Here is a 21,554-nt window from a genome sequence, read left to right as displayed (position 1 = left end):
CGTCAAATGGTCCTCACAGGCCAGGGACTTCTGTGCCCGTAATCCCATCTCTTTCACAGTAAGGGCCTCCAGTGTTTTTGCTGCAACTGAAACACTGCGGGACCTATGTGTAGCGGCTTGCAATCGAAAGAGCCGTGCTCACATTAACTGCAACTGATTGTCTTTTTTACATAATTTATCAGGCAACCTCTCATAAGATTTGGTCTTTATTTTATGCCATCGTGAATTTGTGTCCAGATATACTCTGGAGATATATTCTTTTCTTTCCACCATGATTCAAACATGCATTTTTTTATTTCAACAGGTTGAGATAGATTTCCCCATCCGGTTATTTCTGGGGATAAAATAGGTATTTGAAAAGCCTTGTTTTGAGGTCTACATAAAATAACTAACGTAACATCTCCTACTTTCGAGTGATAAACACACCCAATAGTGATTGTGTCTGCCAGTATTGGGGTTATTATTATTTTCTTTAGAAGGTCTTTGTTTATAACTACTGGAGCAAGTTCGCTCAAATCTTCTATGTTTGTGTTCCAAAAATGTACAATGCCAGGCTTTATATGTGTATATTCCAGCCCTAAATAATTTGAAAGGATCTCTTTTTTTTCTAAAGACAGCCTGTTTGGAGTGCCTCCCAACCATCCTGAGAGTCCGCCGGGATCAAGTTGCAGAGCTTTCGCTATGCTGGACAGCTTTTCGCTACGTAGGACAATAATAGCCTTTGCAGCCAATCGAAACTGCTCATCTTCGTTTGCGCTTTGTTTTTTGTATGGCATGCCGATCAATTAAAACGGGCCGCTGTCATTGCGGCGGCGACCCATTTTTTGCTGATTAACTAATCAGAATCCAGCCTGGAACTGCAACATCAGTGTATTGTAGGCCATGCCGTTGATAGGAGCATCATTGGCGCCGAATACACCTCCCATTGTTCCTGTTCCGAACTTACCTTGACGTGCAGTTGGGATGATGTAATTCAACTGTATTTCTGCAGCGTGTTGGTTGTTTGGGTTGACGAAATAGTTCAATCCAACCGTCGTGTTGTCGATCTTCGCATCGTATCCAGTGTGGTTATTGATACTGAAGGAATCGAAGCGTACCGCAGGTTCAATATCTAACCATGATGGCGTTAGCGTCATCTGATGCAGGTTTACACCTAAACCTACGTTCCAGTCAGTAGCCAGCATACCGTTGTTATTGTAACCGTTCACACCAAAACTACGCCCGGAGGTCATGTTGGTATAAGAAGCCACATAGTGAATACCCATCAAGCCGCCATGCACGCCGACGTTCCAAGTGTAAATGGCTGTGCGCGACAAACCGTCGGGTGGGATAGGGCTTCCGTTGGGTGTAGAGCCAAGACTCATGCGCGATCCGCTCAACTCAGCCTTCAGCAACGGCCCCATGAAGTCATAACCCAAACGGGCAAAGGCGATGTAATTACCGCTGCCATTCAAGTAACCGCCCTGGCCGCTTCCGAACGGCATGGAGCCGTTTGCAGTCCAATTATAAGCGTTATAAGCATCTAGGGATGTGTCATCAGCCAAACCTGCTGCGTAGCTTACACCTGTTCCCATCACGTCATTGGCATGGATCATAGCGCCGGCAGACCGACCCGGGAGTAAGGACTGAGCCATGCTACGGAATACGAAAGGCAACTCATTACCTGCCCTACTCACATATTCATTACCCACAGGCAGTTTGAACTTACCAACTTCCAGTTGAGCAAAAGGTACAGGAGCATAATTCAACCAAGCGTTGATGATTGAGGCATTGCCGCTATTACCGAGGCCGTCATTCAACATATTGCCGCCAGGATAATAAGTGTTGCCAGTGATCGCAGCATTATCCCAGCCCGCTTCAATGTTGTACGTCACACCAGGAACTGCTTCACCCTTGACGCCCAAGCGAATTCGATTGGCGCCGAAAACCAAACCATTCGATCCTGAGGCGGATCCGTTCGTTGATGTTCCCCACTGCTGGGCACCAGTGATCTGAGCGTAACCATACAGAATGGGGCCAGTATCATCATTGTTATTTGCGGGCGCGAACACGCCGTTCGTAGACGCAAAAGCCATACCGGGGACTACAAAAGCCGCTGCTACTGCCAAAGCAATTAAATTCTTTTTCATTTGATACTCCTCCTGAAACAAGTTAGAGGCTTGGCACCGCCCCAAAAATGCGGGCGTGTGTATTTTTTGCCTACCTCATGTGGAAAGCATACAACAATATCAGGAAATCGCAAGGCATAATAACGGAATGCCTAGCGAAACTAGAAAAAGCACGGGCCAGACAACAGTGCCTAGCCCGTGAGGAGGAGTCTGACCATGAAAAATCAGATTCGCCGATAATCCTAGGTCGCTTCGGTACCGGATGCAAGCAAGAGGAGATTGAGTTTTGACCGCTAGCCGCTTTTAAATGCGGACGACGGGCGGTCATTGCTATGCTCTGCTTGGGCCTGTAGCCAGACATGAGAACTTGCCATGACTAAAAACGACAAGAATTATATCTGAAAGATCAATATGCTTATGAAAAAAGTGCCGGGTTAAGCCCCGGCAGAATAAATCGCAAAACAACCTGTCGCATTGCGCAGCAGATCAGTGAATAATTCTAGCACAAATCTACAAAAAGAAGGTGGAACAGTTTCATCCAGTGTCAAGGATCGCTGGTGATCAGCCAGCTTTCAGCAGAAATCAGGGTTTGGATGGTTCGCCATTGAGGGCCTCAGCATTTAGCTAATACACTTAATATTTCAACAAACTAATGATTCATACTCCACGATATGAGATGGTAACTACCTGATGCTAACAGATGGCAAACAAATGACGCTAATTAGCAGCGTTAGCTCGTAGTGCCGTGTGCCGTGTGCCGTGTGCCGTGTGCCGTGTGCCGTGTGCCGCTTACAGTTTATCCCTCTCTCTGTAGCCTGTTTTCACCCAAACGATCCCGCTGTGTCTTTTGCGTTACTGATGCCGGTATTATTGACGTTGATCGATGCGCACGCAAAATCGCGATAAAGCATTATTCTTGATAGGAATAACAGGATTCGATCTTATCATTGGCCTGTTGCGCTGACAGGGCTTATAAACGTACGGAGTAAAGGGAGATGTGAGGAAACGCAATGTGTGCCGGACAAAAACCACATGAAACCTTTCAGGGCGTGCGGAAGGAATCCGAACCGATATCGGCGCAGCGCGATATGTCTCGTGCCGGATGGCGTGGGTTTTTATGTTGGTGTGTCTGGTATCATGTTCTTTTCATCTTATTGATTCTGGGCATATTGGGTGCATTGGCTTTGCGGTATGCCCATTCCTGGGTCTGGATCGGTCTACATTTCTACGCGGCGCCCATTACCGGCGCCGGCATCGTTCTCATAGGCCTGTTTGTTGTTGCGGTTATTGGCGTGTTAACCCACGCTCTGACGCAGAGTATTTAGTTTGTAAATGGTTGTATAAGCGTCTGTTGGACGTGGAAGTCAGATGTGCGGCGCTTGTTATGTCGACGATGAGGGAGTTGATCATGAAAAAAAGTTCGGTAGCGTTAGCTGTTATTACTATTCTTTTTGGTAATTTCTCGTACGCAGATATTATTACCCATACGGGTGTTCCTTTTCCGACTGCTTATCAAAAGCAGAATGACTGCGGGCATTGTCAGCCGGCTCAGCCATACAAAAAGGGCAGATCGATTGAAAAGAAATCGGTGACTCCGAAAGATGCGGGCTCAAAAGCATCGGGATCTTCAAAAGAGAGCACTACAACAACAAAACCGCACCACAAAGCGTCTTGACATTTTCCTGGGCGCGATCATTCCGGGGCGGGCTGCGAAGCGCTTTGAAATGTCTGGAAGCCGTTATGTGAGATACCTATCGCGAGATGGCCAAAGAATAGAACGTCTTTGTGATATTCCATATGCGAATAATGACATCTAAAATCTGCATGGGTAAAGGCTGATGGGTTTTTCTACAATGAGTTATTGGTATTCCGACGTTTCCAATGGGCAGTAAAATTGTCCGGTCAGGTGGGAATAAATGCTCCAACGCTTAAAATCGACTGGAAACTTTGACAGTCCTGATTGGGCGGGTTTAGATGGCTTGTGCATGATTGTGGATGTTCTTTCGGCAAAAGGAGATGCGTTGTTACCTTATGAGAAATTTTTATCGCGGGATTTCATTCTACGGGACTGGCTTGCCGTGGATCGGACGATTCTGGCGAACGAACGGACACTTTTGTCCTACACCCGCACGGCGTTGACGCTGATTCTGGCGGGCCTGACCTTTATCCGCTTTTTTGGACCGCAACTGTGGGCGGCACTGGGATACGTCAGCCTGGCCACCGGTTTGGTAATTTGGGGAATCGGATTGCAACGCTATCTGGGCAAGCTTCAGCATTATCAGGCCTATGTGCAGGAAGAACGCGGCGAGCGCTCGGAACAGAAGGTGCAAACGCACTGATATTCTCTGCATGAATATCAACATCCAAAACCTGCATTGGTAAAGGCGGCAGGACTCTATTATGGTGAACTTCAATGATGGCGAGAGGTAAAGGATGATGACAGATCAAGTGACGGTCTTTGAAGACCATAAAAATCAGCGGATCGAGTATTCCACCTGTTATATGTGTGCCTGTCGTTGTGGCATTAAAGTGACGATCGAAAATGACAACGTCCGCTTCATCCAGGGGAATCGTAATCATCCCACCAATCAGGGAGTGCTCTGTGCCAAGGGCTCCGCCGGCATCATGAAGCAGAATTCCCCGGGGAAACTTCGCCAGCCGTTGCTGCGCAAGCCGGGAACGGCCCGGGGTGCAGGGGAGTTCGTCCCCATCTCCTGGGAAAAGGCCTTGGATATGTTGACGGCGCGTCTTCAGAATATCCGTTCCACCAATCCGGACAAGCTGGCTTTTTTTACCGGTCGCGATCAAATGCAGGCACTAACAGGCTTGTGGGCGCAGCAGTTTGGCACGCTGAACTGGGCTGCGCATGGGGGATTTTGTTCGGTCAATATGGCCGCCGGCGGGCTCTACATGATGCCCTTCGCCTTCTGGGAATTTGGCGATCCCGACTGGGATCGTACCAAGTATTTCATGCTCTGGGGTGTCGCCGAAGATCATGCCTCCAATCCCATTAAAATTGCCTTGGAGAAGCTCAAGCGCAGAGGCGCCAAATTTGTGGCCATCAACCCCGCACGCACAGGCTATCAGGCGATCGCCGACGAGTGGGTGGCCATCAAACCGGGAACCGATGGGCTATTGGCCTTATCCATGGTCCATGTCCTGCTGGAAAGAGAACTCTTCGACTGGGATTTTCTGATCCGCTACACCAATGCGCCTTTTCTGATTATTGATGCACCGGGAAGCAGTGATCATGGCCTGTTTTGGCGCAATGCTGCCGGTCATCCACAAGTGTGGGATATGTGTACCCAGAATTTCGCCGATGGCATGGAAGCGGGCTCCAATCCCTCCCTGTCGTTGCTGGATAAGCATATTACCCCGGCCGGACGCACCGTGCGTACCGTGATGTCCCTGATGATCGAAAAGTATCTGGATGCATCCTATGCCCCGGAACAGGTAAGTAAAATCACCGGCGTGCCGGCGGAAACCATTGAACGTCTCGCCCTGGAGATGGCCCAGGTGGCTTTTGAAGAAACCATTGAAATAGCCTGTGAATGGACGGATTGGACGGGGCGGAAACACGACAAGTTCATCGGCCGTCCGGTCTCCATGTATGCCATGCGCGGGGTTTCTGCGCATTCCAACGGGTTTCAGTCGGCCCGTGCCATTCATCTGCTGCAAATTCTGCTCGGCACCATTGATTGTCCCGGCGGTTTTTGCGCGAAGCCGCCCTATCCGAAGCCGGTGCCACCGCCCGTCAAGCCGGCGCAACACAGCGCGCCCAACCAGCCGCTTTCCTCATCTCCCCTGGGCTACCCGACCGGACCTGAAGATCTGGTGATTGATGAGCAAGGGAATCCCAAACGGATTGACAAGGCATTCTCCTGGGAAACGCCCCTTTCCATTCAGGGCTTGCTGCATATGGTGATTACCAATGCCCACAACTATGATCCTTACCGTATTGATACGCTGATTTTGTTTATGGCCAATATGGCCTGGAACAGCAGCATGAACACTGCAGAAATCCAGAAGATGTTAGTGGCAAAGGATTCAGAGGATGGCGAGTATCGCATCCCGTTTATCGTGGTGTCGGACGCCTATCATTCGGAAATGGTCAATTTTGCCGATCTGATTTTGCCCGATACCACCTATCTGGAACGTTACGATACCTTGTCCATGCTGGATCGTCCGATTTCTGAGACCGATGCCGTATGCGATTCGATTCGCCACCCCATCCTCAAAACGAATCGTGATGTGCGCGCCTGGCAGGAAGTGCTGGTGGATCTTGCGGGAAGACTCCAGTTTCCCGCCTTTGTGCACGAAAACGGCGAAAAGCGCTACCAGGATTACAAGGATTTCATTGTCAATTACCAGAAAGAGCCCGGCATAGGCTTTCTTTCCGGCTGGCGGGGCAAAAATGGGGATCAGCATCTGCGCGGGGAACCCAACCCGCGTCAGTGGGAAGCTTACATCGATCACCAAAGCTTTTTTCAACACCATCTGCCCCTGAATATCCGGTATTTCCGGTTCGTCAATCAGGCCTACCTGGATTTTGCGGTGGAAGCAGCCTACATTCCGAAGGCCGAGCCGATGTTTATCGAGATTTATTCGGAACCCTTGCAACGTTTCCGCCTGGCCGGAGAAGGGGTTTATGACGGACCTCGGCCCACACAGCCCGCAGACCGGGAGCGGCTGGCCAAATATTTTGATCCGCTGCCTTTCTGGTACGAACCCCTGGAACAACAACGGGTCAGTGCGGAAGAATATCCCTTCTTCGCGGTCAATCAACGGCCCATGATGATGTACCATTCCTGGGATAGCCAGAATGCCTGGTTGCGGCAAATCATTGCGCAGAATTTTCTGTATATGAATCGCCAGCGTGGCGAGCATCTCGGCATTGCGGATAAAAGTTGGGTATGGGTGGAGAGCCATAATGGTAAAATTCGGGTTCAGGTCAAACTGATCGAAGGCTGTCAGGAAGACACGGTATGGACCTGGAATGCCATTGGCAAACAGTCCGGGGCCTGGGCACTCTCGCCCGATGCCCCGGAAGCCACGCGCGGATTCTTGATGAACCATCTGATCTCAGAGCTCTTGCCGGAGAAGACGGGGGAAAGGCGTTTGACCAACTCGGATCCGATCACCGGTCAGGCGGCCTGGTATGATTTACGGGTGCGCATTTATCCGGCCGCCCCTGGCGAAGAAGGCACCTGGCCGACCTTCCCCACCATCAAGCCATTACCGGATGAGCCGCGACCAGTGGACCGCTTGCGGTACCACACGCACCCGCCCGTCAACCTGAAATCTTAAGGAGGCATCGGATGAGACTTGGATTGGTTATCGATTTGGACACATGCGTAGGTTGCCATGCCTGCGCGGTTGCCTGTAAAGAATGGAACACCAGTGGGACCACGGGCGCTTTGACCGACTATCATCCCTATGGCGCGGAACCTTCCGGGGTGTGGTTCAACCGCATACGGCATTTTGAGCTGGGGGATTATCCGCACAACAAAACCATCAATTTTCCCATGTCCTGCATGCATTGTGAAAATGCGGAGTGTGTGACGGTTTGTCCGACCGGCGCCTCCTATAAAAGAGCGGAAGACGGGATTGTCCTGGTGGATCAAAATAAATGCATGGGCTGCAATTACTGCTCCTGGGCCTGTCCTTACGGAGCCCGGGAACTGGATAGGGCCTCCGGAACCATGAAGAAATGCACGCTTTGCGTGGATCGCATCTATGACATGGAAATTCCGGAAGAAGAGCGACAACCGGCCTGTGTTTTGACCTGTCCGGCCCACGCACGCATGTTTGGTGATTTTGATGATCCGGAGAGTCCAGTCAGTCGCGCTGTCCGGGAAAGAGGTGGGTATGAGCTGATGCCGGAGCTGAATTATCAGCCGAGTAACAAGTATCTGCCGCCCCGTCCAACCCGGCCCATTCCCACAGAGAATCTCAAAAAACGGGGAATCCGTCAGGTCAAAGACTGGATTCATCAGGCCGTTACCCGGTAAAGGAGAAGCCGTATGCATCCCGCATTAGCAGTAATCTTTCTGACCCTTTTTTCAGGGGGTGGTTTTGGCCTCATGGCCCTGACGGCGCTGGTCAATGATTTCCAGATTGACGGTGGACTCAATCCACTGCAGACCATGATAGCACTGATTATTTCCATGGCTTTTGTTTCCATCGGGCTGCTGTCATCCACTGCGCATCTGGCGAATCCGAAAAATGCCTGGAGAGCGTTTACTCGATGGAGAACCTCGTGGCTGGCGCGCGAGGGCGTTTTCGCGGTGATGTACTATCCCTTTGCTTTTTTATACCTGGTCTGGGTCTTTTTCACGGGCGGCACCCACGACGCTATCGGATTGATTCTCGCGAATCTGGCGGCGATTATCGGTCTGATCACGATTTTCTGTCAGGGCATGATTTATGCGGTGCTCCGGACGATGCGGCAATGGAATACACCACTGGTTCCCGCCAACTTTTACGCGATGGGACTGGCCATAGGGGCCACCTGGTTAGCGGCGATTCAGCAGCTCACGACGGGCCAGCCGGACCCCGCACTGATCGGCATTGCAGCGGCCCTGCTCGTGGCTACGGGCGTGCTCAAGGGGATTTATTACTTCTGGATCAGTCGCCCTGGCGGACCGACCATTCGCACGGCCACCGGTTTCAATCGTTTTTCCGTGCGGATTCTGGATCAGGGACACACTTTTGGTACCTTCCTGACGGAAGAATTTGGACATCAGCTTCCGCCTGCCAAAGCCAAAAGCATCAAGATACTGATGTATCTCATTGCCATCATCCTGCCGCTGGCTTTGCTGGCCATCGCGCTCTGGGGGCAGGTGGCTGCCCTCGCGGTCCTGGCGGCTTTATTGGTGTTGACCGGATTTGGTGTCGAGCGCTGGCTGTTCTTTATTGAGGCGCAGCATGTCGTGAACCTCTATCACGGTCGGCAGCAATGTTGAAGGAGCTTACGCAGATGACACAGGAAGTGAGACCCTATGATGTGCTGGTCATGGGCGGGAGCGGTTTTCTCGGGCAGAAGCTGGTCCAGCAGCTGGCACAAAAAGAACGTCGGGTACTGGTGAGCACGCGGAAAGCCGGGGCACTGAAACCCGCATTCGCGGCCCTCAACAACGTCCATGTCCATCAGATCAGGGAATATGATACCAGTACGCTGGACACCCTGCTGTCGCAGGCGGATGCGGTCATCAATCTGGTGAGTATTCATCGTGAGGAGCGACGTAGCCGCATCGATCTGCCGCCCGCCAGGCGGGGGGACTTTGAGGAAGTGCATATCGAAATTCCCCGGCGCATGATCCACAGTGCGGTGAAAATCGGCGGGTGCCGGATCGTTCACGTCAGTTGTTATGGAGCCAGTCCCTTGTCCTCCAATGCGCGTCTGCGCAGCAAAGGCCTGGGGGAAATCATTGTCCGCGAAGCGAGCGAGGACAGTGCCGCCCAGGGCCACTTCACCTATCTCAATGGCCCCAAGTTTGGATGGGGTTCCAGGCTCGCATCGACCGTTCTTCGGCTGCCCAAGCTGCGCAGTGCCGATCTGGATCACTGGGCACGAATTATCATCGAAACGCTGGACGATCCCGAGAGTATCGGCAAGATTCAGGAGGCCTGGACGGACAAGGCGCGGGTCACCATCTATCCCGGCAAGATCTACGCGTAAGGGGGCATTTTGCGGCGACTCCCCTATGATGATTATTCCCGAAAAGAAATGATTCTTCGGGACTGGTTAGCGATGGATCGAACGCTTTTTGCCGGGACACGCACCTTCATGGACTACATAAAGACTTTCACGACGCTGGTGATTGCGACGATTGTCTTTCTGGCGGTTTTCAGAGGGCACGTTTGGGACACGCTGCTTTATTTGGGGTTTATGGTGGCGTTTATTCTGTTGGTGACGGGGGTGCTGCAGTTCATGCGCATCCGCCAGCATCGTCGGGATTTGGATCGCATAGAGCGCTGTGCCAAATGGGATGCGCATGATTAAAGGGCCGCTCCGTGCTGCCTCTGCAAAGCGCTGGCATTTCCGGTTTCTGGATGCGCATCGTCATCATTTTCATCGCTATCCGAAAAGTAAGCTGGTGTTAAGGGATTGGCTCGCGTTGGACCGGACAGCGGCGGCGAATCGCCGGACTTTCTATTCCTTTTTACGGACGACGCTGGATTTTAATATCTCGGGACTGGTGTTGATTCGGTTCTTTGGATATTCATGGGTCATCGCCATTGGTGCCCTGTTTATCCTGATTTCCGGGTTCACCGGTGGCTATGCGCTGTATCGGTTCATGTCGGTCCGACAACATTACCGGCAGTTTCTGCTGGCCTCGGAAAATTTCAAACCTTCGGCGCTGACGCGGGTCGAGAGATAGTCTGAATGAGATACATCTTGAACAGGAGAAGACAATGAAGAAAATTGATCCTCAGCAAGCCATACAACGGGCCTTGGCGTTGCGTTTACACAGTGCCTTGGATGCGGCTTTCCTGGCCGTGTCAGAGCAGCTGTGCGGATGCGATTCCGTCACCCTGGATGCGGCGGTAAAAGTTATCGATAACGATCAGGTGCTGGATTATGCGACCTTTTTATATCAAAGCCAGACCCCACAAAGTTTATCAGGCTCCTGCGCAGAGCACCCTGTGTCTGTGGAGAGTGAACGCGAGTGGGAATTGACGGAATCCGAAGCGTGCCTGGCCCGGAGCATTGCCCAGGTGGCGGCGGAAGTCGATGCGCAAATGCATCCACGTGCGTAAAACGACGGTAGAAGGCACATAGTGAAAGGATTAAAAGAACCTGCCAGTTATCTGTGCACAGGAGCGTGGATCACGACAAGACCGGCTGCTGGTATGAACATCCAGGTGCAGTCCATTCCTGAAAAAGTGTCTGCAGATGCGGGATATCGGGAGGGGCTGACCCATGCAGGATAAGCCCCAGACACTGGAGGATTCCTGGCAACGAAGCATTCGCTATGTGCGTATTTCGGTGACCGACCACTGTAATTTCCGATGCCAGTATTGTACGCCGGAAAGCGGGGCACCCTGGTTTCCGAAACCGGAACAGCTGACGGCAAACGAATATAAACGGCTCATCCGTATTTTTGCCGGGCTGGGTGTTTCCCATATCCGATTTACCGGGGGAGAACCCTTGTTGTTTCCGGCGTTGCCGGAGCTCATTGCCGAAGCCAAAGCGGCGGGTGTGGCGAAAAGAAGCGTCAGCACCAATGGTGTTCTCTTTGCCCGGAAGGGTGCCACCTTGCTGCGTGCAGGACTCAGTAAAGTGAATATCAGCCTGGACTCCCTCAACAAGGAACGCTTCTCGGCCATTACCCGGGGGGGAGATTTGGATGCCGTGTTGGAAGGGATCGAGGTGGCCAGGCAAATAGGCGTGCCGCAAATTGCGCTCAATGTCGTCCTGCATCAGTCCAGCACCCGCGAAGATTTGCTGCGTCTTGCAGAGTTTGCCCTGGTCGGGGACCTGGACATCCGTTTCATTGAGTTGATGCCCCTGGGTTCTGCTGGCAGCACGCTTTATCAGCGTGATTTTTATTCCGCCCAAAAGGCGAAGGCGCTGATAGAAACCGTATTTGGTCCGCTACTGCCCGTGCAGGATTCCCCCACGGACGGTCCGGCGAGTCTCTATCGCGTACCGGGCTTTGCATCGCGGGTAGGATTCATTACGCCCTGGAGTCACAATTTTTGCGCGGCCTGTAATCGGGTGCGCGTGAACGCTGCGGGACGATTACTCTATTGTCTTGGGCAGGAAGCCGGGCTCGAACTGCGTGAGGTATTACGGGGAGGCCTTGCGGACCGGCACATTGCGCAGAAGATTCAGCAGGGTGTCTGGCATGACAAGCCGGAACGCCATTATTTTGAGGACGTGCCCGATCGCTCCGCACCGGTTTTTATGATGCGGGTGGGTGGATAACGTCCCAGTGCGTGGTTATACCGTTTTATGCAAAAAATAGATCCATCGTTGTTGCTGGTTTGGGCGCGTGTAGCGCAGCTGAGAAATCTGCAGGCCGCAGGCAAGAGCCTGTTTTTGAGTCAGCCAGCCATCTCCCACCAGCTCAAACGGCTGCAAGACTGGTTGGGAGAACCCCTGTACCACCGGACGGCCCGGGGTATTGAACCCACCGAGATAGGCCGGATTCTCCAGAGGACAGGGGAGAATATGGAAGCGGTCCTGCAGGAAGCCCAGGCCGTACGTGACAAAACCAAAGATTTGTTGCGCGGGACCTTACGCTTATCTGCCAGTCACACGAATGCCGAGTATCTGTTACCCCTCTTGGTGGGCGAATACTGCCGGAAGTATCCCGCAGTCAATGTGCGAACCGCGACCATGAACAGTCAACAGGCCTGGCTCCACCGCGATGAGGTGGATCTGCTGTTGATTGAAAGCGCAGAAGACCTGGTGCGGGAGCCGGTTGAGTGGACACGGACGACCTTGATAGAAACCGAGATTTCGGCACTGGTTCCGGTCTCCCATCCGCTGGCGGCGTTGACCGCCATCCCCCTTGAAGATCTGGCATCGGAAAAGTTGATCTGGCGTGAGGAGGGTTCCGGAATCCGGGAGGATGTGATCCACGCCTTTCGACAAGCGGGAATCTATCCGTATATCCATTATGAATTCAGCGGATTGGCGGCGGTGCGCAGCGCTGTCAGAAACGGGATTGGTATCGGTTTCTCCTCGACATTACTGTCGCCAGAGCAGCTGGTCGGTGTGCGCCTCATTCCGGTGGTTCCCAGTATTCCCCATACATTAAGTGTGTTGCATCGCACGCATTACGGGCATTTGGTGGCGTCCTTTCTGGAAGTTATCCGGTTATCGGTATTTGAGCATTGAAAGCACCCGGATTCCGACGGCCGCTCCTGTTGTAGGACTCGTTTCTTCAAGCAACAAGTGCGTTCATGCACGGGGCTGTGGAGAGGGTTTCATTTGTCAGGGCGCGATGTCGGTGGCAACTAAGATTACGAAGGAGTATTCATGAAAGATTGGCAAGGTGTTTGTAAAGGAATGGTAACGGGTATGGTGCTGGGCGGGTTCATCGCACTGCCTGCTCAGGCCCAGGCTGAGAATGCGGGAATACGGGTCATTCAGGGTGGTCCTGCGTACTTCAATATGGGGCTCGGTGCGTTTAATGCGGCAGGGGTCAGTCCCGGTGTCGGCAAAAATAACGCGACGCTTCCGGAAATGGATCTGGAATACCAATCCGGCGCCAAGTTATTTGGGATAGGATCTGTTTACGGGATAGTTGCCAACACCGATGGCGGTTTCATGGGTTATACCGGGTTTTACACGGATATTGCCTGGCATCACTGGGTACTGACCCCGGTACTGGCGATGGGGGGATACCATCAGGGCCGTGGGAAGCAGCTGTATGGGACCTTCCAGTTTCGCCTGGAACTCAGCCTGGACTATCAGTTTGCCAATCAATCCCGTTTCGGCCTGAAAATTGCGCATATTTCCAACGCCTTTATCAAAAAACAGGACCCGGGTGAGGATGAAATCCTCCTGAATTACTCCATGCCGATTTCTTGGGGAGAACACCAGCAGGGGGGTTGATTGCTCCTGGTGCGTAGGAGGAACGGGTGATGTTGCATGAACGATTGGATCCCGCGTTATTACTGGTCTGGGCGCAGGCTGCGCGCCACAAGAATCTGCATGCGGCAGCGCAAGCGCTCTTCATGACCCAGCCTGCCGTTTCCCAGCGACTCCGGCAATTACAGGACGTTGTTGGCGAGCCGCTCTATCAACGCAATCCGCAGGGCATTACGCCGACCAGCACTGGCATGGCTTTATTGCGTATCTCCGAGCAAATTGAAAGCGCGCTGGAAAGTGCTCGCGTCCTTTGCCGGGACAGAAAAGACCTGCTGCGGGGTTCTTTGTCGATTCTTGCCAGTCATAGCAACGCTGAAACGCTCCTCCCGCAGGTGATCGCGCGATTCCGGCAGCATTATCCGGGTGTATTCCTGCGTCTGGTGGCGACCAATAGCCGGGCGGCCCGGGAAATGCGCGATCAGGCTGATCTGGTGTTCGTGGAAGACAGCCCGGCATTATCCAGAGGTTCCGGATGGAAAGAAGAAATTCTGGTGGACAGCACTATTATCCTGCTGGCTCCCGAAACGCCACGCTGGCTTCAGTTAGCCCCAAAACTCGTGCCTCTGCTGTCATTAGAAACAGAGGTGTTGGTGTGGCGGGAAGAAGGTTCAGGCATTCGTGAACAGGCTTTACAGGCCTTGAAAGCGGCAGGTGTTCACCCGGAAATTCGTTATGAGCTCAGCGGTCTTGCGGCTATCCGGGCTGCCGTGCGTTGCGGATTAGGGGTCAGTTTTGTTTCTGCGCTCAGTGATGGTGGTGATCTGCGGCCAGGTCTGGTGACTTTGAAAACGGTGCCCCGAATTCCACACCACCTCTCTGTTTTGTATCGCAAGGAAAGCAGTCACAGTACCCGGGTATTCCTGGATGTACTCCGGCAATCTTTGCTCTGGTTCGATAATAAAATGCTATGATAATAATCAATATATTATTCTCCATTACTTCAAGCGAAAAGTCTGACTCTAGTTTGCAGAAGAAATAGATCTTGCCATCTAAATTTTGACCGTTTTTTAGCGATGGGAATCGGTATGATCAAAAAAAGCTCTTTTAAACGATGCTAAATGGTGAATAGTTTTTTACTATTTTTAGGATCTTCAGGAAATGCATATCATACCTATGGTTATGCTCCCCCAGTGGGGCCGCAAGTGGACTTTCATGAAGCCGAGATGGGTAATCGGTGCCACATTCCCGGTTCGGAAGTCATCATGGATCGTCTTTCCCGCTTTGCCGCGCAAGGGTTTTTCGTGGTTTTGATGCCACCAGGCATCTTCTTTCAGGCATATCTTGGAAGATCATTCTGCATCCCTGAAAAGCTCGGGAAATAATGCTGCTCTGTTATCTGTTACCATACAGCAGTTAACTCTAATGGCAGCGATCAGCCTGTCCGTACTGTGTACTTTGACTATCTTTTATTCAGAGTGTTTACTCTGATTTATCTGGAGAAAATCTTATGACTGCGAAATACATACGTTTTTTTAATGAAATTCGCATAGAAGATGTGCCCTTGGTCGGTGGTAAAAACGCTTCTCTGGGAGAGATGTATCACCAACTCACGCCGCAGGGAGTGAAAGTACCCAACGGCTTTGCCATTACCGGCGACGCCTATCACTATCTGCTGGATCAGGCCGGTGCCTGGTCAAAGCTGCATGAGGCACTGGACGGCCTCGACCCCGATAATGTTCGCGATCTGGCCAAACGGGGTGCCAAGGCTCGGGAAATTGTCTACAGCGCGCCCCTTCCCGAAGATTTGCAAACCGAAATTTTGGCCGCTTACGCCCAATTACGTCAGGAATACGGAGATACGCTGTCTTTGGCCGTGCGTTCTTCTGCCACCGCAGAAGACCTGCCAACGGCCAGTTTCGCTGGTCAGCAGGATACTTATCTGAACATTTCCGGTGAGGCCGCTTTGCTGGATGCCTGTCGTCGCTGCTTTGCCAGCCTGTTTACCGACCGGGCCATTCATTATCGCGTTGATCAGGGCTTTGATCATTTCAAGGTGGCCCTATCGATTGTCATCATGAAAATGGTGCGCTCCGATCTCGCCACCAGCGGCGTCATGTTTTCACTGGACACTGAAACTGGTTTTAGAGATGCCGTCTTTATTACGGCATCCTGGGGTCTGGGTGAAAATGTTGTCCAGGGAACCGTCAATCCCGATGAATATTATGTCTTCAAACCCGCCTTCCAGAAGGGAAAAAAGGCAGTTTTGCGCAGGGTTCTCGGCAGCAAAAAAATCAAGATGATTTATACCGAGGGAGACACCCGCCATGGGACCCGCAATGTACCGACACATCTCGATGAACAGGAACGCTTTTGTTTGAAGGATGAGGATATATTCATTCTCGCCGATTACGCCATCAAAATTGAAAATCACTACAGCCAGAAAATGGGCGAAAGCCGACCCATGGACATGGAGTGGGCAAAAGACGGACTGGATGGGGCTATTTACATGGTGCAGGCCCGACCGGAAACCGTTGCCTCGCAAAAGAAGGGACAAATTCTGGAGGAGTATATTCTGGGTGAACACGGAAAACGTCTTGGCAGCGGTCGGGCCGTAGGCAGTAAAATTGCTACCGGACCCGTCCGGATTATTCGTAGTCTTGAACATCTCGCCGAGTTTCGCCCCGGTGAAATACTGGTAGCAGACACCACCACGCCCGATTGGGAGCCGGTCATGAAAAATGCAGCGGCGGTGATCACCAATCGCGGCGGACGAACCTGCCACGCTGCCATCATTGCCCGTGAACTGGGGATACCGGCGGTAGTCGGCGCAGAAACAGCCACCGAAATACTGCACGACGGTGAGCCGGTCACAGTTTCCTGTGCGGAAGGCGATATGGGAAATATTTATGGGGGTCAATTGCCATTTACCGTTCAGCATACCGATCTGGCCGCACTTCCCCGACCCAAAACCAAAATCATGATCAATCTGGGCAACCCGGAAATTGCTTTCCAGACGGCTAATCTCCCCAGCGATGGTATTGGTCTGGCGCGGATGGAATTCATCATCAGCAATACCATCAAGGCGCACCCCATGGCTTTGCTCTACCCGGAAAAGGTCAAAGACCCGCAGGAGCGTCTGGCCCTGGCGAAGCTCACCCAAGGCTACACGCAGCCCCAGGATTTTTTTGTGGAACGGCTATCAGAGGGCGTCGGCACCCTGGCTGCCGCTTTTTATCCCAAACCGGTAGTGGTCCGTATGTCTGATTTCAAAAGCAACGAGTATGCCTCATTGCTTGGAGGTCGCGGCTTCGAACCCGAAGAAGACAACCCCATGCTGGGCTTTCGCGGTGCTTCCCGCTATGCACATCCAGCGTACAAAGAAGGTTTTCATCTGGAATGCCTGGCCATGAAAAGAGTGCGAGAAACCATGGGCCTGGATAATGTCATTTTGATGCTGCCTTTTGTACGCCGCGTGCAGGAAGCCGACGACGTTCTTGCGCAAATGGCAGAATTTGGCCTGAAGCGCGGCGAAAATGGCCTGAAAATTTATGCCATGTGCGAAGTCCCCAACAATGTGCTTTTAATTGATGCGTTTGCCCAGCGCTTTGACGGATTCTCCATTGGCAGTAATGATCTCACCCAACTCACTCTCGGGGTTGATCGGGATTCGGAAATTGTCGCCTTTGACTACGACGAGCGCGACGAAGGGGTGAAAACTATGATTCGCCTCGCTGTGGATGGCTGTAAACGGCATGGTATCCACTCTGGAATTTGTGGTCAGGCGCCTTCAGACTATCCGGAAATGGCTGAGTTTCTGGTCGATATTGGCATTGAATCCATGAGCCTCAACCCGGATTCCGTACTGAAAACCACCCTGCATGTTCTGGAACTGGAAAAGCGAGAAATCTATTGAATCTAATTCGGCAGTTAACTCCGCTGAAATGACATTATCCATCTGATAGACTTAGGCGTTTCTTTCATTATCTGAGGAAGAGGGCAATTTATTCTATGGTCATTCAGAGTGATTTGGAGAACTGCTTCTCGTGGAGTGTAAGACGCAGAGGATGTAAAAGGGCTAGAAAGAGCGGCACCCACCGTGAAACTTTAGGCTATTTGTAATTGAAGGCTCTGGATAAGACGGTATCTATCGACTGTTCTGAAAACCACCAGTCTCGGCAAATCTCCAAAATCTTCTACGGGAGAACATGATTGAAATCCTGGCATTTCCTGGGCTGCTTGCTGCCAGCGTTGATGCTGGCTGGCTGTGCACCGCCCATGCCGCATCTGGCAAAACCTACCCCATTGCAGGATTTACAGCTTGGCAGTGACTTGACACAAAAAAACTCGTCTGTAGCTGCTGTTGCGGACTGGTGGCGTCCTTTACTCAATCAGCCAGAGCAAAACATCATGCAACTGGCTCTTGAAAAAAATCCGGACATGCTTGCTGCGAAAGCTAGAATAGCCTTGGCTTTATCTGCCTTGCGCGAAGCGGGAGCGCAGCGCGAACCACAACTCCAGGGCACCGGTCAGATTGGGGTAAGCCGTTGGACCAAAAATCAATTTTATTTGCCACCCTATGCCGGAGAAACCTCCTGGAACAATTCGTTAAAGTTTGATTTTTCTTTTCATCTTGATCTTTGGGGCAAGGAGCAGGAGCAGGTCAAGGAGGCGCGCCTGCGCTTGCAGGCAGCCGAACAGCAACGGCGCGCTGCCAGGTTGATTCTTGAAAATGCCGTGTTGCAACAGCTTCTTGCAATAGATGCCAGTGCTGCCATTCTGCAGCGTTTACAGGCCGAGCATCACATCTTGCAGCGGCTTGAACAAATTGAAGAGGAAAGACAGCAGCATGGCCTCAGTGATTCCTTGCTCAGCCTGGCAAGTGTCGCCCGTCTGGCGGGTTTGGAGCAGGAAATAGCCGCACAAAAGGCCAAGTACGACAGCAATCGTCAGGCCTTGGCGACACTGTGCGGTGTGGGTGTCCAACTCCCCTTGGTGCTGCGTCATTATCAGCCCAATCTGTTGCAGACCCATTGGCAGCAACCCAGCACTGTTCCGGCTGAATGGATTGCCGAGCGGCCGGATATTGTCGCCCAGCGGATGACCATCAAGGCGGCTGCTGCAGCGGTGCATATTGCCCGCGATGCCTATTATCCCAATATCAATCTGGTGGCTTTTGCGGGTGGTTTGGCAGCGGCAGGCGGCTTGTTTACTTTTTTGAATCCGGGGTCCTTACAAGCAGGTGTGGGACCAGCTATCAGTTTGCCATTGTTTACCGGGGGGCGACTGCGGGGCCACTTTGATGCCAGTCAGGCGAAATATCAGCTGGCTCGCGCCGCATATCAAAAAAGCTTGTTACAGGCTTTGCAGCAAGTCGCTTTCAGTCTGAGACAATTGCAGTCTGCCAGTCAGGAGCGGGAAATCTTACAGCGGCGTGCGCAAGCCTTGTCGCGCAGCGCGGCTTTACAACAACAAAGATATCAAGCGGGTCTAAGTAATGCCCTGCCAGTCATGACGGCGCAACTGCCTATCATCGACAATCAGATGCAGCAAATTCGCCTGGATACTTATGCCCGGCAGAATCTGATCAAACTCTATGCCGCTCTGGGGGGTAGGGTGATTCCAAAAACCTGGACGGGACCGCATTCACCATCATGAGTACCCTGAATCTTGCCAGTCGCCAATATTGGCAGAGTTTCTACCAGCACGATCTGCAAACCTGGATTTTCTGGGCCAAGACAGCCGCTGCAGCGCTGATTGGTCTTTGGTTGGCTTATAGATTCCAGCTGGACTCTCCCAGTACGGTCGTAATCACCGTGTTTATTGTGATGCAGTCGCGTAACGGGATGGTTCTTGCCAAGAGTTTTTACCGGGCGATTGGTACTATTGCAGGCAGTATTGTCGCCTTGTTGCTGGTAGCGACATTTCCGGATGAACGACTGGGATTCCTTGCCGGCTTGGCCCTCTGGGTGGGATTTTGCACTGCCGGGGCGCGTTATTTCCGTAATTTTCAGGCCTATGCCTTTGTGCTGGCTGGCTATACTGCTGCTCTGGTCGGGCTGCCTGCGGCATTGGATCCTGAACATGCCTTTTATATTGGCGTTGCGCGCCTGAGCGATGTGATGCTTGGGATCATGGTGGCCTCGGTCATGAGTGCCATTGTATTTCCGCAACCGCTGGAAGATCTGCTGCAGCATACGGCACAAACGCGCCTGCAGCATTTTTTGCGCAATACCTTGCGCGTACTGCAGGGAGGGGTGCCGAGGGCTGACTGGATTGCCCTGCATCTTGAAGGGATTCAGGAAACTTTACAGTTGGACAGTTACCGTTCCGGGGCGCTGTTTGAAAGTAAACGCGGACGCAGCAAAAACATCCGTGTCCGGGAAATGATTGCCAATATGATGTTTGCTTCGGGTTCTTTGCATTTACTCAACAGTCATATTCGCAGATTGCGACGCGATACGCTCGCACCGGTGCGTATCAAAACTGAAAATTTGATCGATTCGATACGTCTGGATTTTCAGGAGATACAACAGCAACTTCAGAATAGTGAGATTCCTAAGGCAGAAAACCATCTGCAGGTTCTGCAAAACAGGACCGAACAGCAGTTAGATGAGTTACGGGTCTCTTTGCAAGATGAACTTAATTATGATCAACGACTGGCTCTCGATAGTCTGATCCTGTTACTCACCCGCTTTCTGGCTGAACTCCGGCGCTATGTGGTCAGTTATGGGCAATTGATTTGTCCCGAGACGATCAAAACGATCCCTCCCTTACCACTGACGATTGCCAGAGTGCAAGGGAAACATTGGCACACCTCTTTTGACCGTCCGCCTACAGAAATAGCCCAGCCCTTGAGTGCAGCCTTGCGCAGCATGGTTGTTGTTGCGGTGGTTTCGCTTTTCTGGCTAAACACGGCGTGGCCTTCTGGCCCCGAAGCCGTCATTTTTGCCGTAGTCCTCAGCGCGTTATTTTCCACCTTTCCCAATCCGCTGGCCTCGGTGCGGCAGATGGGGTTCGGTGTGCTTTTGGCATTTCTCGCGGCTCTCCTGTTCAGTCTGGAGTTTTTACCCCGAATATCGGGTTTTCCTATGCTGGCCCTTGCGCTGTTGCCTTTTTTGTTGATCCCTCCGTGGTTGTTGACGCGTACCCGGTGGTCAGGAACAGCGGCGGGCTTTGGTATATTTTTCCCCCTGTTTGCTATTCCGGGAGAGGGGCAGGAAATTTCCTATACTGCATTGCTGAATAATGGGATCGCACAATTGCTGGCCGTATTTATAGTGGGTATTGCTTTTTATCTCATTTTTCCAGTAGGTAATAGCTGGGAGCGAGAGCGTATTCTGAAACGCTTTCGCGGACTTGTCCGGGTCGCAGCCCAAGCTCCACTGTTTAACTTGCGCAATCAATTCCAAGCGGAAAGTCGTGAATATTTGCGTTTATTGGCCGCAGATTTGTCTCCGCATCAGGCGAGTGACCTGAAAATTCTGCACGAAGCAATGCGCCTTGACGATCTCGCCGAAGGGATCCTGCAGCTGCGTATTTTGCTGCATGCACAGGCAGAAATGGAAGGTGAGCAACCTTTGCAGCGCTACGAAGCACAATATGTGACTCCTCTGTTTGATGCGTTTCCGCAAAAATATGTAATGCCCATGTCGGCCAATTATGAGGAACGGTTATGTGCGGTGATAGACGCTGCAGCCAGCTTGCCCACAGAAAACGTTGATAAGACTTTGCACCCTATTTTGCCGCCCGATGCCTTGTTTCGTGTTTATGTTCATGTGATAGCCAGTGTTTCCCGCCGCCTTTCTATTGAAAAGGAGGCTGAGCATGCCCGTTGAAATAGTTCTCTTTGGTGCTGTGCTGCCCACCCTTTTGCCTGTTTTTGGGCTGAGCGTCATGCT

20 protein-coding genes are annotated in these 21,554 nt (G+C 52.0%); 18 read left to right on the top strand and 2 right to left on the bottom strand.

The window, feature by feature from the left end; translation table 11 throughout:
- Positions 1–206 precede the first annotated feature (206 nt).
- Both H7F11_RS07710 and H7F11_RS07705 read right to left on the bottom strand, forming a co-directional pair.
- Positions 207–776 carry a hypothetical protein gene (locus H7F11_RS07710; RefSeq protein ID WP_075324121.1) on the bottom strand — a complete coding sequence of 190 codons (570 nt, stop codon included), beginning with the start codon at positions 774–776 and terminating at the stop codon, positions 207–209.
- A gap of 63 nt (positions 777–839) precedes the next feature.
- The gene (locus tag H7F11_RS07705) at positions 840–2,129 is read right to left on the bottom strand and encodes a porin (protein ID WP_075324120.1); all 1,290 of its coding nucleotides are present in this window, start codon (positions 2,127–2,129) and stop codon (positions 840–842) included.
- Between the two features lie 989 nt (positions 2,130–3,118).
- Between H7F11_RS07705 and H7F11_RS07700 the strand changes: the two genes are divergently transcribed.
- The 18 genes from H7F11_RS07700 (at position 3,119) to H7F11_RS07615 (ending at position 21,491) form a co-directional block, all read left to right on the top strand.
- The gene (locus H7F11_RS07700; protein ID WP_075324118.1) at positions 3,119–3,433 is read left to right on the top strand and encodes a hypothetical protein; all 315 of its coding nucleotides are present in this window, start codon (positions 3,119–3,121) and stop codon (positions 3,431–3,433) included.
- An 83-nt stretch (positions 3,434–3,516) separates the two neighbouring features.
- Complete coding sequence (locus tag H7F11_RS07695; protein ID WP_143214979.1) at positions 3,517–3,783, top strand: hypothetical protein; 267 nt, start codon at positions 3,517–3,519, stop codon at positions 3,781–3,783.
- Positions 3,784–4,024: 241 nt separating this feature from the next.
- Positions 4,025–4,447, top strand: coding sequence for a DUF202 domain-containing protein (locus H7F11_RS07690; protein ID WP_227485345.1), 423 nt, complete (start codon positions 4,025–4,027; stop codon positions 4,445–4,447).
- Positions 4,448–4,541: 94 nt separating this feature from the next.
- Entirely contained in the window at positions 4,542–7,415 is a 2,874-nt protein-coding gene (locus H7F11_RS07685) for a molybdopterin oxidoreductase family protein (RefSeq protein ID WP_075324117.1), read from the top strand.
- A gap of 11 nt (positions 7,416–7,426) precedes the next feature.
- The gene (locus tag H7F11_RS07680) at positions 7,427–8,119 is read left to right on the top strand and encodes a 4Fe-4S dicluster domain-containing protein (RefSeq protein ID WP_065957758.1); all 693 of its coding nucleotides are present in this window, start codon (positions 7,427–7,429) and stop codon (positions 8,117–8,119) included.
- 12 nt (positions 8,120–8,131) lie between these two features.
- The gene (locus tag H7F11_RS07675) at positions 8,132–9,073 is read left to right on the top strand and encodes a dimethyl sulfoxide reductase anchor subunit family protein (protein ID WP_075324116.1); all 942 of its coding nucleotides are present in this window, start codon (positions 8,132–8,134) and stop codon (positions 9,071–9,073) included.
- A 14-nt stretch (positions 9,074–9,087) separates the two neighbouring features.
- Positions 9,088–9,789 (top strand): NAD-dependent epimerase/dehydratase family protein, encoded by a 702-nt coding sequence (locus H7F11_RS07670; protein ID WP_075324115.1) that lies wholly within the window; start codon positions 9,088–9,090, stop codon positions 9,787–9,789.
- Positions 9,790–9,798: 9 nt separating this feature from the next.
- Positions 9,799–10,113: a DUF202 domain-containing protein gene (locus H7F11_RS07665; protein WP_227485344.1), complete on the top strand. Its 315-nt coding sequence runs from the start codon at positions 9,799–9,801 to the stop codon at positions 10,111–10,113.
- On the top strand, positions 10,106–10,492 hold the full coding sequence (locus H7F11_RS07660; RefSeq protein WP_077218535.1) for a DUF202 domain-containing protein: 387 nt from the start codon (positions 10,106–10,108) through the stop codon (positions 10,490–10,492). The genes H7F11_RS07665 and H7F11_RS07660 overlap by 8 nt, the downstream gene beginning before the upstream one ends.
- A 34-nt stretch (positions 10,493–10,526) precedes the next feature.
- On the top strand, positions 10,527–10,871 hold the full coding sequence (locus tag H7F11_RS07655; protein WP_075324114.1) for a hypothetical protein: 345 nt from the start codon (positions 10,527–10,529) through the stop codon (positions 10,869–10,871).
- A 163-nt stretch (positions 10,872–11,034) separates the two neighbouring features.
- Entirely contained in the window at positions 11,035–12,042 is a 1,008-nt protein-coding gene (gene moaA, locus H7F11_RS07650; protein ID WP_193651285.1) for a GTP 3',8-cyclase MoaA, read from the top strand.
- A gap of 27 nt (positions 12,043–12,069) precedes the next feature.
- Positions 12,070–12,960, top strand: coding sequence for a LysR family transcriptional regulator (locus H7F11_RS07645; protein ID WP_024895523.1), 891 nt, complete (start codon positions 12,070–12,072; stop codon positions 12,958–12,960).
- 141 nt (positions 12,961–13,101) lie between these two features.
- The gene (locus H7F11_RS07640; protein WP_075324147.1) at positions 13,102–13,680 is read left to right on the top strand and encodes an acyloxyacyl hydrolase; all 579 of its coding nucleotides are present in this window, start codon (positions 13,102–13,104) and stop codon (positions 13,678–13,680) included.
- Positions 13,681–13,709: 29 nt separating this feature from the next.
- Positions 13,710–14,627 carry a LysR family transcriptional regulator gene (locus H7F11_RS07635; RefSeq protein ID WP_075324146.1) on the top strand — a complete coding sequence of 306 codons (918 nt, stop codon included), beginning with the start codon at positions 13,710–13,712 and terminating at the stop codon, positions 14,625–14,627.
- 231 nt (positions 14,628–14,858) lie between these two features.
- Positions 14,859–15,038, top strand: a complete 180-nt coding sequence (locus tag H7F11_RS07630; RefSeq protein WP_158025236.1) for a hypothetical protein — start codon at positions 14,859–14,861, stop codon at positions 15,036–15,038.
- Between the two features lie 125 nt (positions 15,039–15,163).
- Complete coding sequence (gene ppsA / locus H7F11_RS07625; protein WP_193651286.1) at positions 15,164–17,569, top strand: phosphoenolpyruvate synthase; 2,406 nt, start codon at positions 15,164–15,166, stop codon at positions 17,567–17,569.
- Between the two features lie 296 nt (positions 17,570–17,865).
- On the top strand, positions 17,866–19,311 hold the full coding sequence (locus H7F11_RS07620; protein ID WP_193651287.1) for an efflux transporter outer membrane subunit: 1,446 nt from the start codon (positions 17,866–17,868) through the stop codon (positions 19,309–19,311).
- Positions 19,308–21,491: an FUSC family protein gene (locus H7F11_RS07615; protein WP_193651288.1), complete on the top strand. Its 2,184-nt coding sequence runs from the start codon at positions 19,308–19,310 to the stop codon at positions 21,489–21,491. Before H7F11_RS07620 ends, H7F11_RS07615 begins: the two co-directional genes overlap by 4 nt.
- Positions 21,492–21,554 lie beyond the last annotated feature (63 nt).

Origin of the sequence: Acidithiobacillus sp. HP-2 (assembly GCF_015100155.1) — a bacterium.
Taxonomy (GTDB): Bacteria; Pseudomonadota; Gammaproteobacteria; order Acidithiobacillales; family Acidithiobacillaceae; genus Acidithiobacillus.
Note: the sequence above shows the minus strand (reverse complement) of the source record. Positions and strands in the feature narration are given on the sequence as shown.

Bases quoted from the DNA above. Each gene is read 5' to 3' on its own strand.
- H7F11_RS07690 (WP_227485345.1), top strand. From the start codon at position 4,025: ATGCTCCAACGCTTAAAATCGACTGGAAACTTTGACAGTCCTGATTGG.
- H7F11_RS07685 (WP_075324117.1), top strand. From the start codon at position 4,542: ATGATGACAGATCAAGTGACGGTCTTTGAAGACCATAAAAATCAGCGG.
- H7F11_RS07670 (WP_075324115.1), top strand. From the start codon at position 9,088: ATGACACAGGAAGTGAGACCCTATGATGTGCTGGTCATGGGCGGGAGC.
- H7F11_RS07655 (WP_075324114.1), top strand. From the start codon at position 10,527: ATGAAGAAAATTGATCCTCAGCAAGCCATACAACGGGCCTTGGCGTTG.
- H7F11_RS07680 (WP_065957758.1), top strand. From the start codon at position 7,427: ATGAGACTTGGATTGGTTATCGATTTGGACACATGCGTAGGTTGCCAT.
- H7F11_RS07640 (WP_075324147.1), top strand. From the start codon at position 13,102: ATGAAAGATTGGCAAGGTGTTTGTAAAGGAATGGTAACGGGTATGGTG.
- H7F11_RS07705 (WP_075324120.1), bottom strand. From the start codon at position 2,129: ATGAAAAAGAATTTAATTGCTTTGGCAGTAGCAGCGGCTTTTGTAGTC.
- H7F11_RS07695 (WP_143214979.1), top strand. From the start codon at position 3,517: ATGAAAAAAAGTTCGGTAGCGTTAGCTGTTATTACTATTCTTTTTGGT.
- H7F11_RS07710 (WP_075324121.1), bottom strand. From the start codon at position 776: ATGCCATACAAAAAACAAAGCGCAAACGAAGATGAGCAGTTTCGATTG.
- H7F11_RS07660 (WP_077218535.1), top strand. From the start codon at position 10,106: ATGATTAAAGGGCCGCTCCGTGCTGCCTCTGCAAAGCGCTGGCATTTC.
- H7F11_RS07635 (WP_075324146.1), top strand. From the start codon at position 13,710: ATGTTGCATGAACGATTGGATCCCGCGTTATTACTGGTCTGGGCGCAG.
- H7F11_RS07675 (WP_075324116.1), top strand. From the start codon at position 8,132: ATGCATCCCGCATTAGCAGTAATCTTTCTGACCCTTTTTTCAGGGGGT.
- H7F11_RS07700 (WP_075324118.1), top strand. From the start codon at position 3,119: ATGTGTGCCGGACAAAAACCACATGAAACCTTTCAGGGCGTGCGGAAG.
- ppsA (WP_193651286.1), top strand. From the start codon at position 15,164: ATGACTGCGAAATACATACGTTTTTTTAATGAAATTCGCATAGAAGAT.
- H7F11_RS07615 (WP_193651288.1), top strand. From the start codon at position 19,308: ATGAGTACCCTGAATCTTGCCAGTCGCCAATATTGGCAGAGTTTCTAC.
- moaA (WP_193651285.1), top strand. From the start codon at position 11,035: ATGCAGGATAAGCCCCAGACACTGGAGGATTCCTGGCAACGAAGCATT.
- H7F11_RS07645 (WP_024895523.1), top strand. From the start codon at position 12,070: ATGCAAAAAATAGATCCATCGTTGTTGCTGGTTTGGGCGCGTGTAGCG.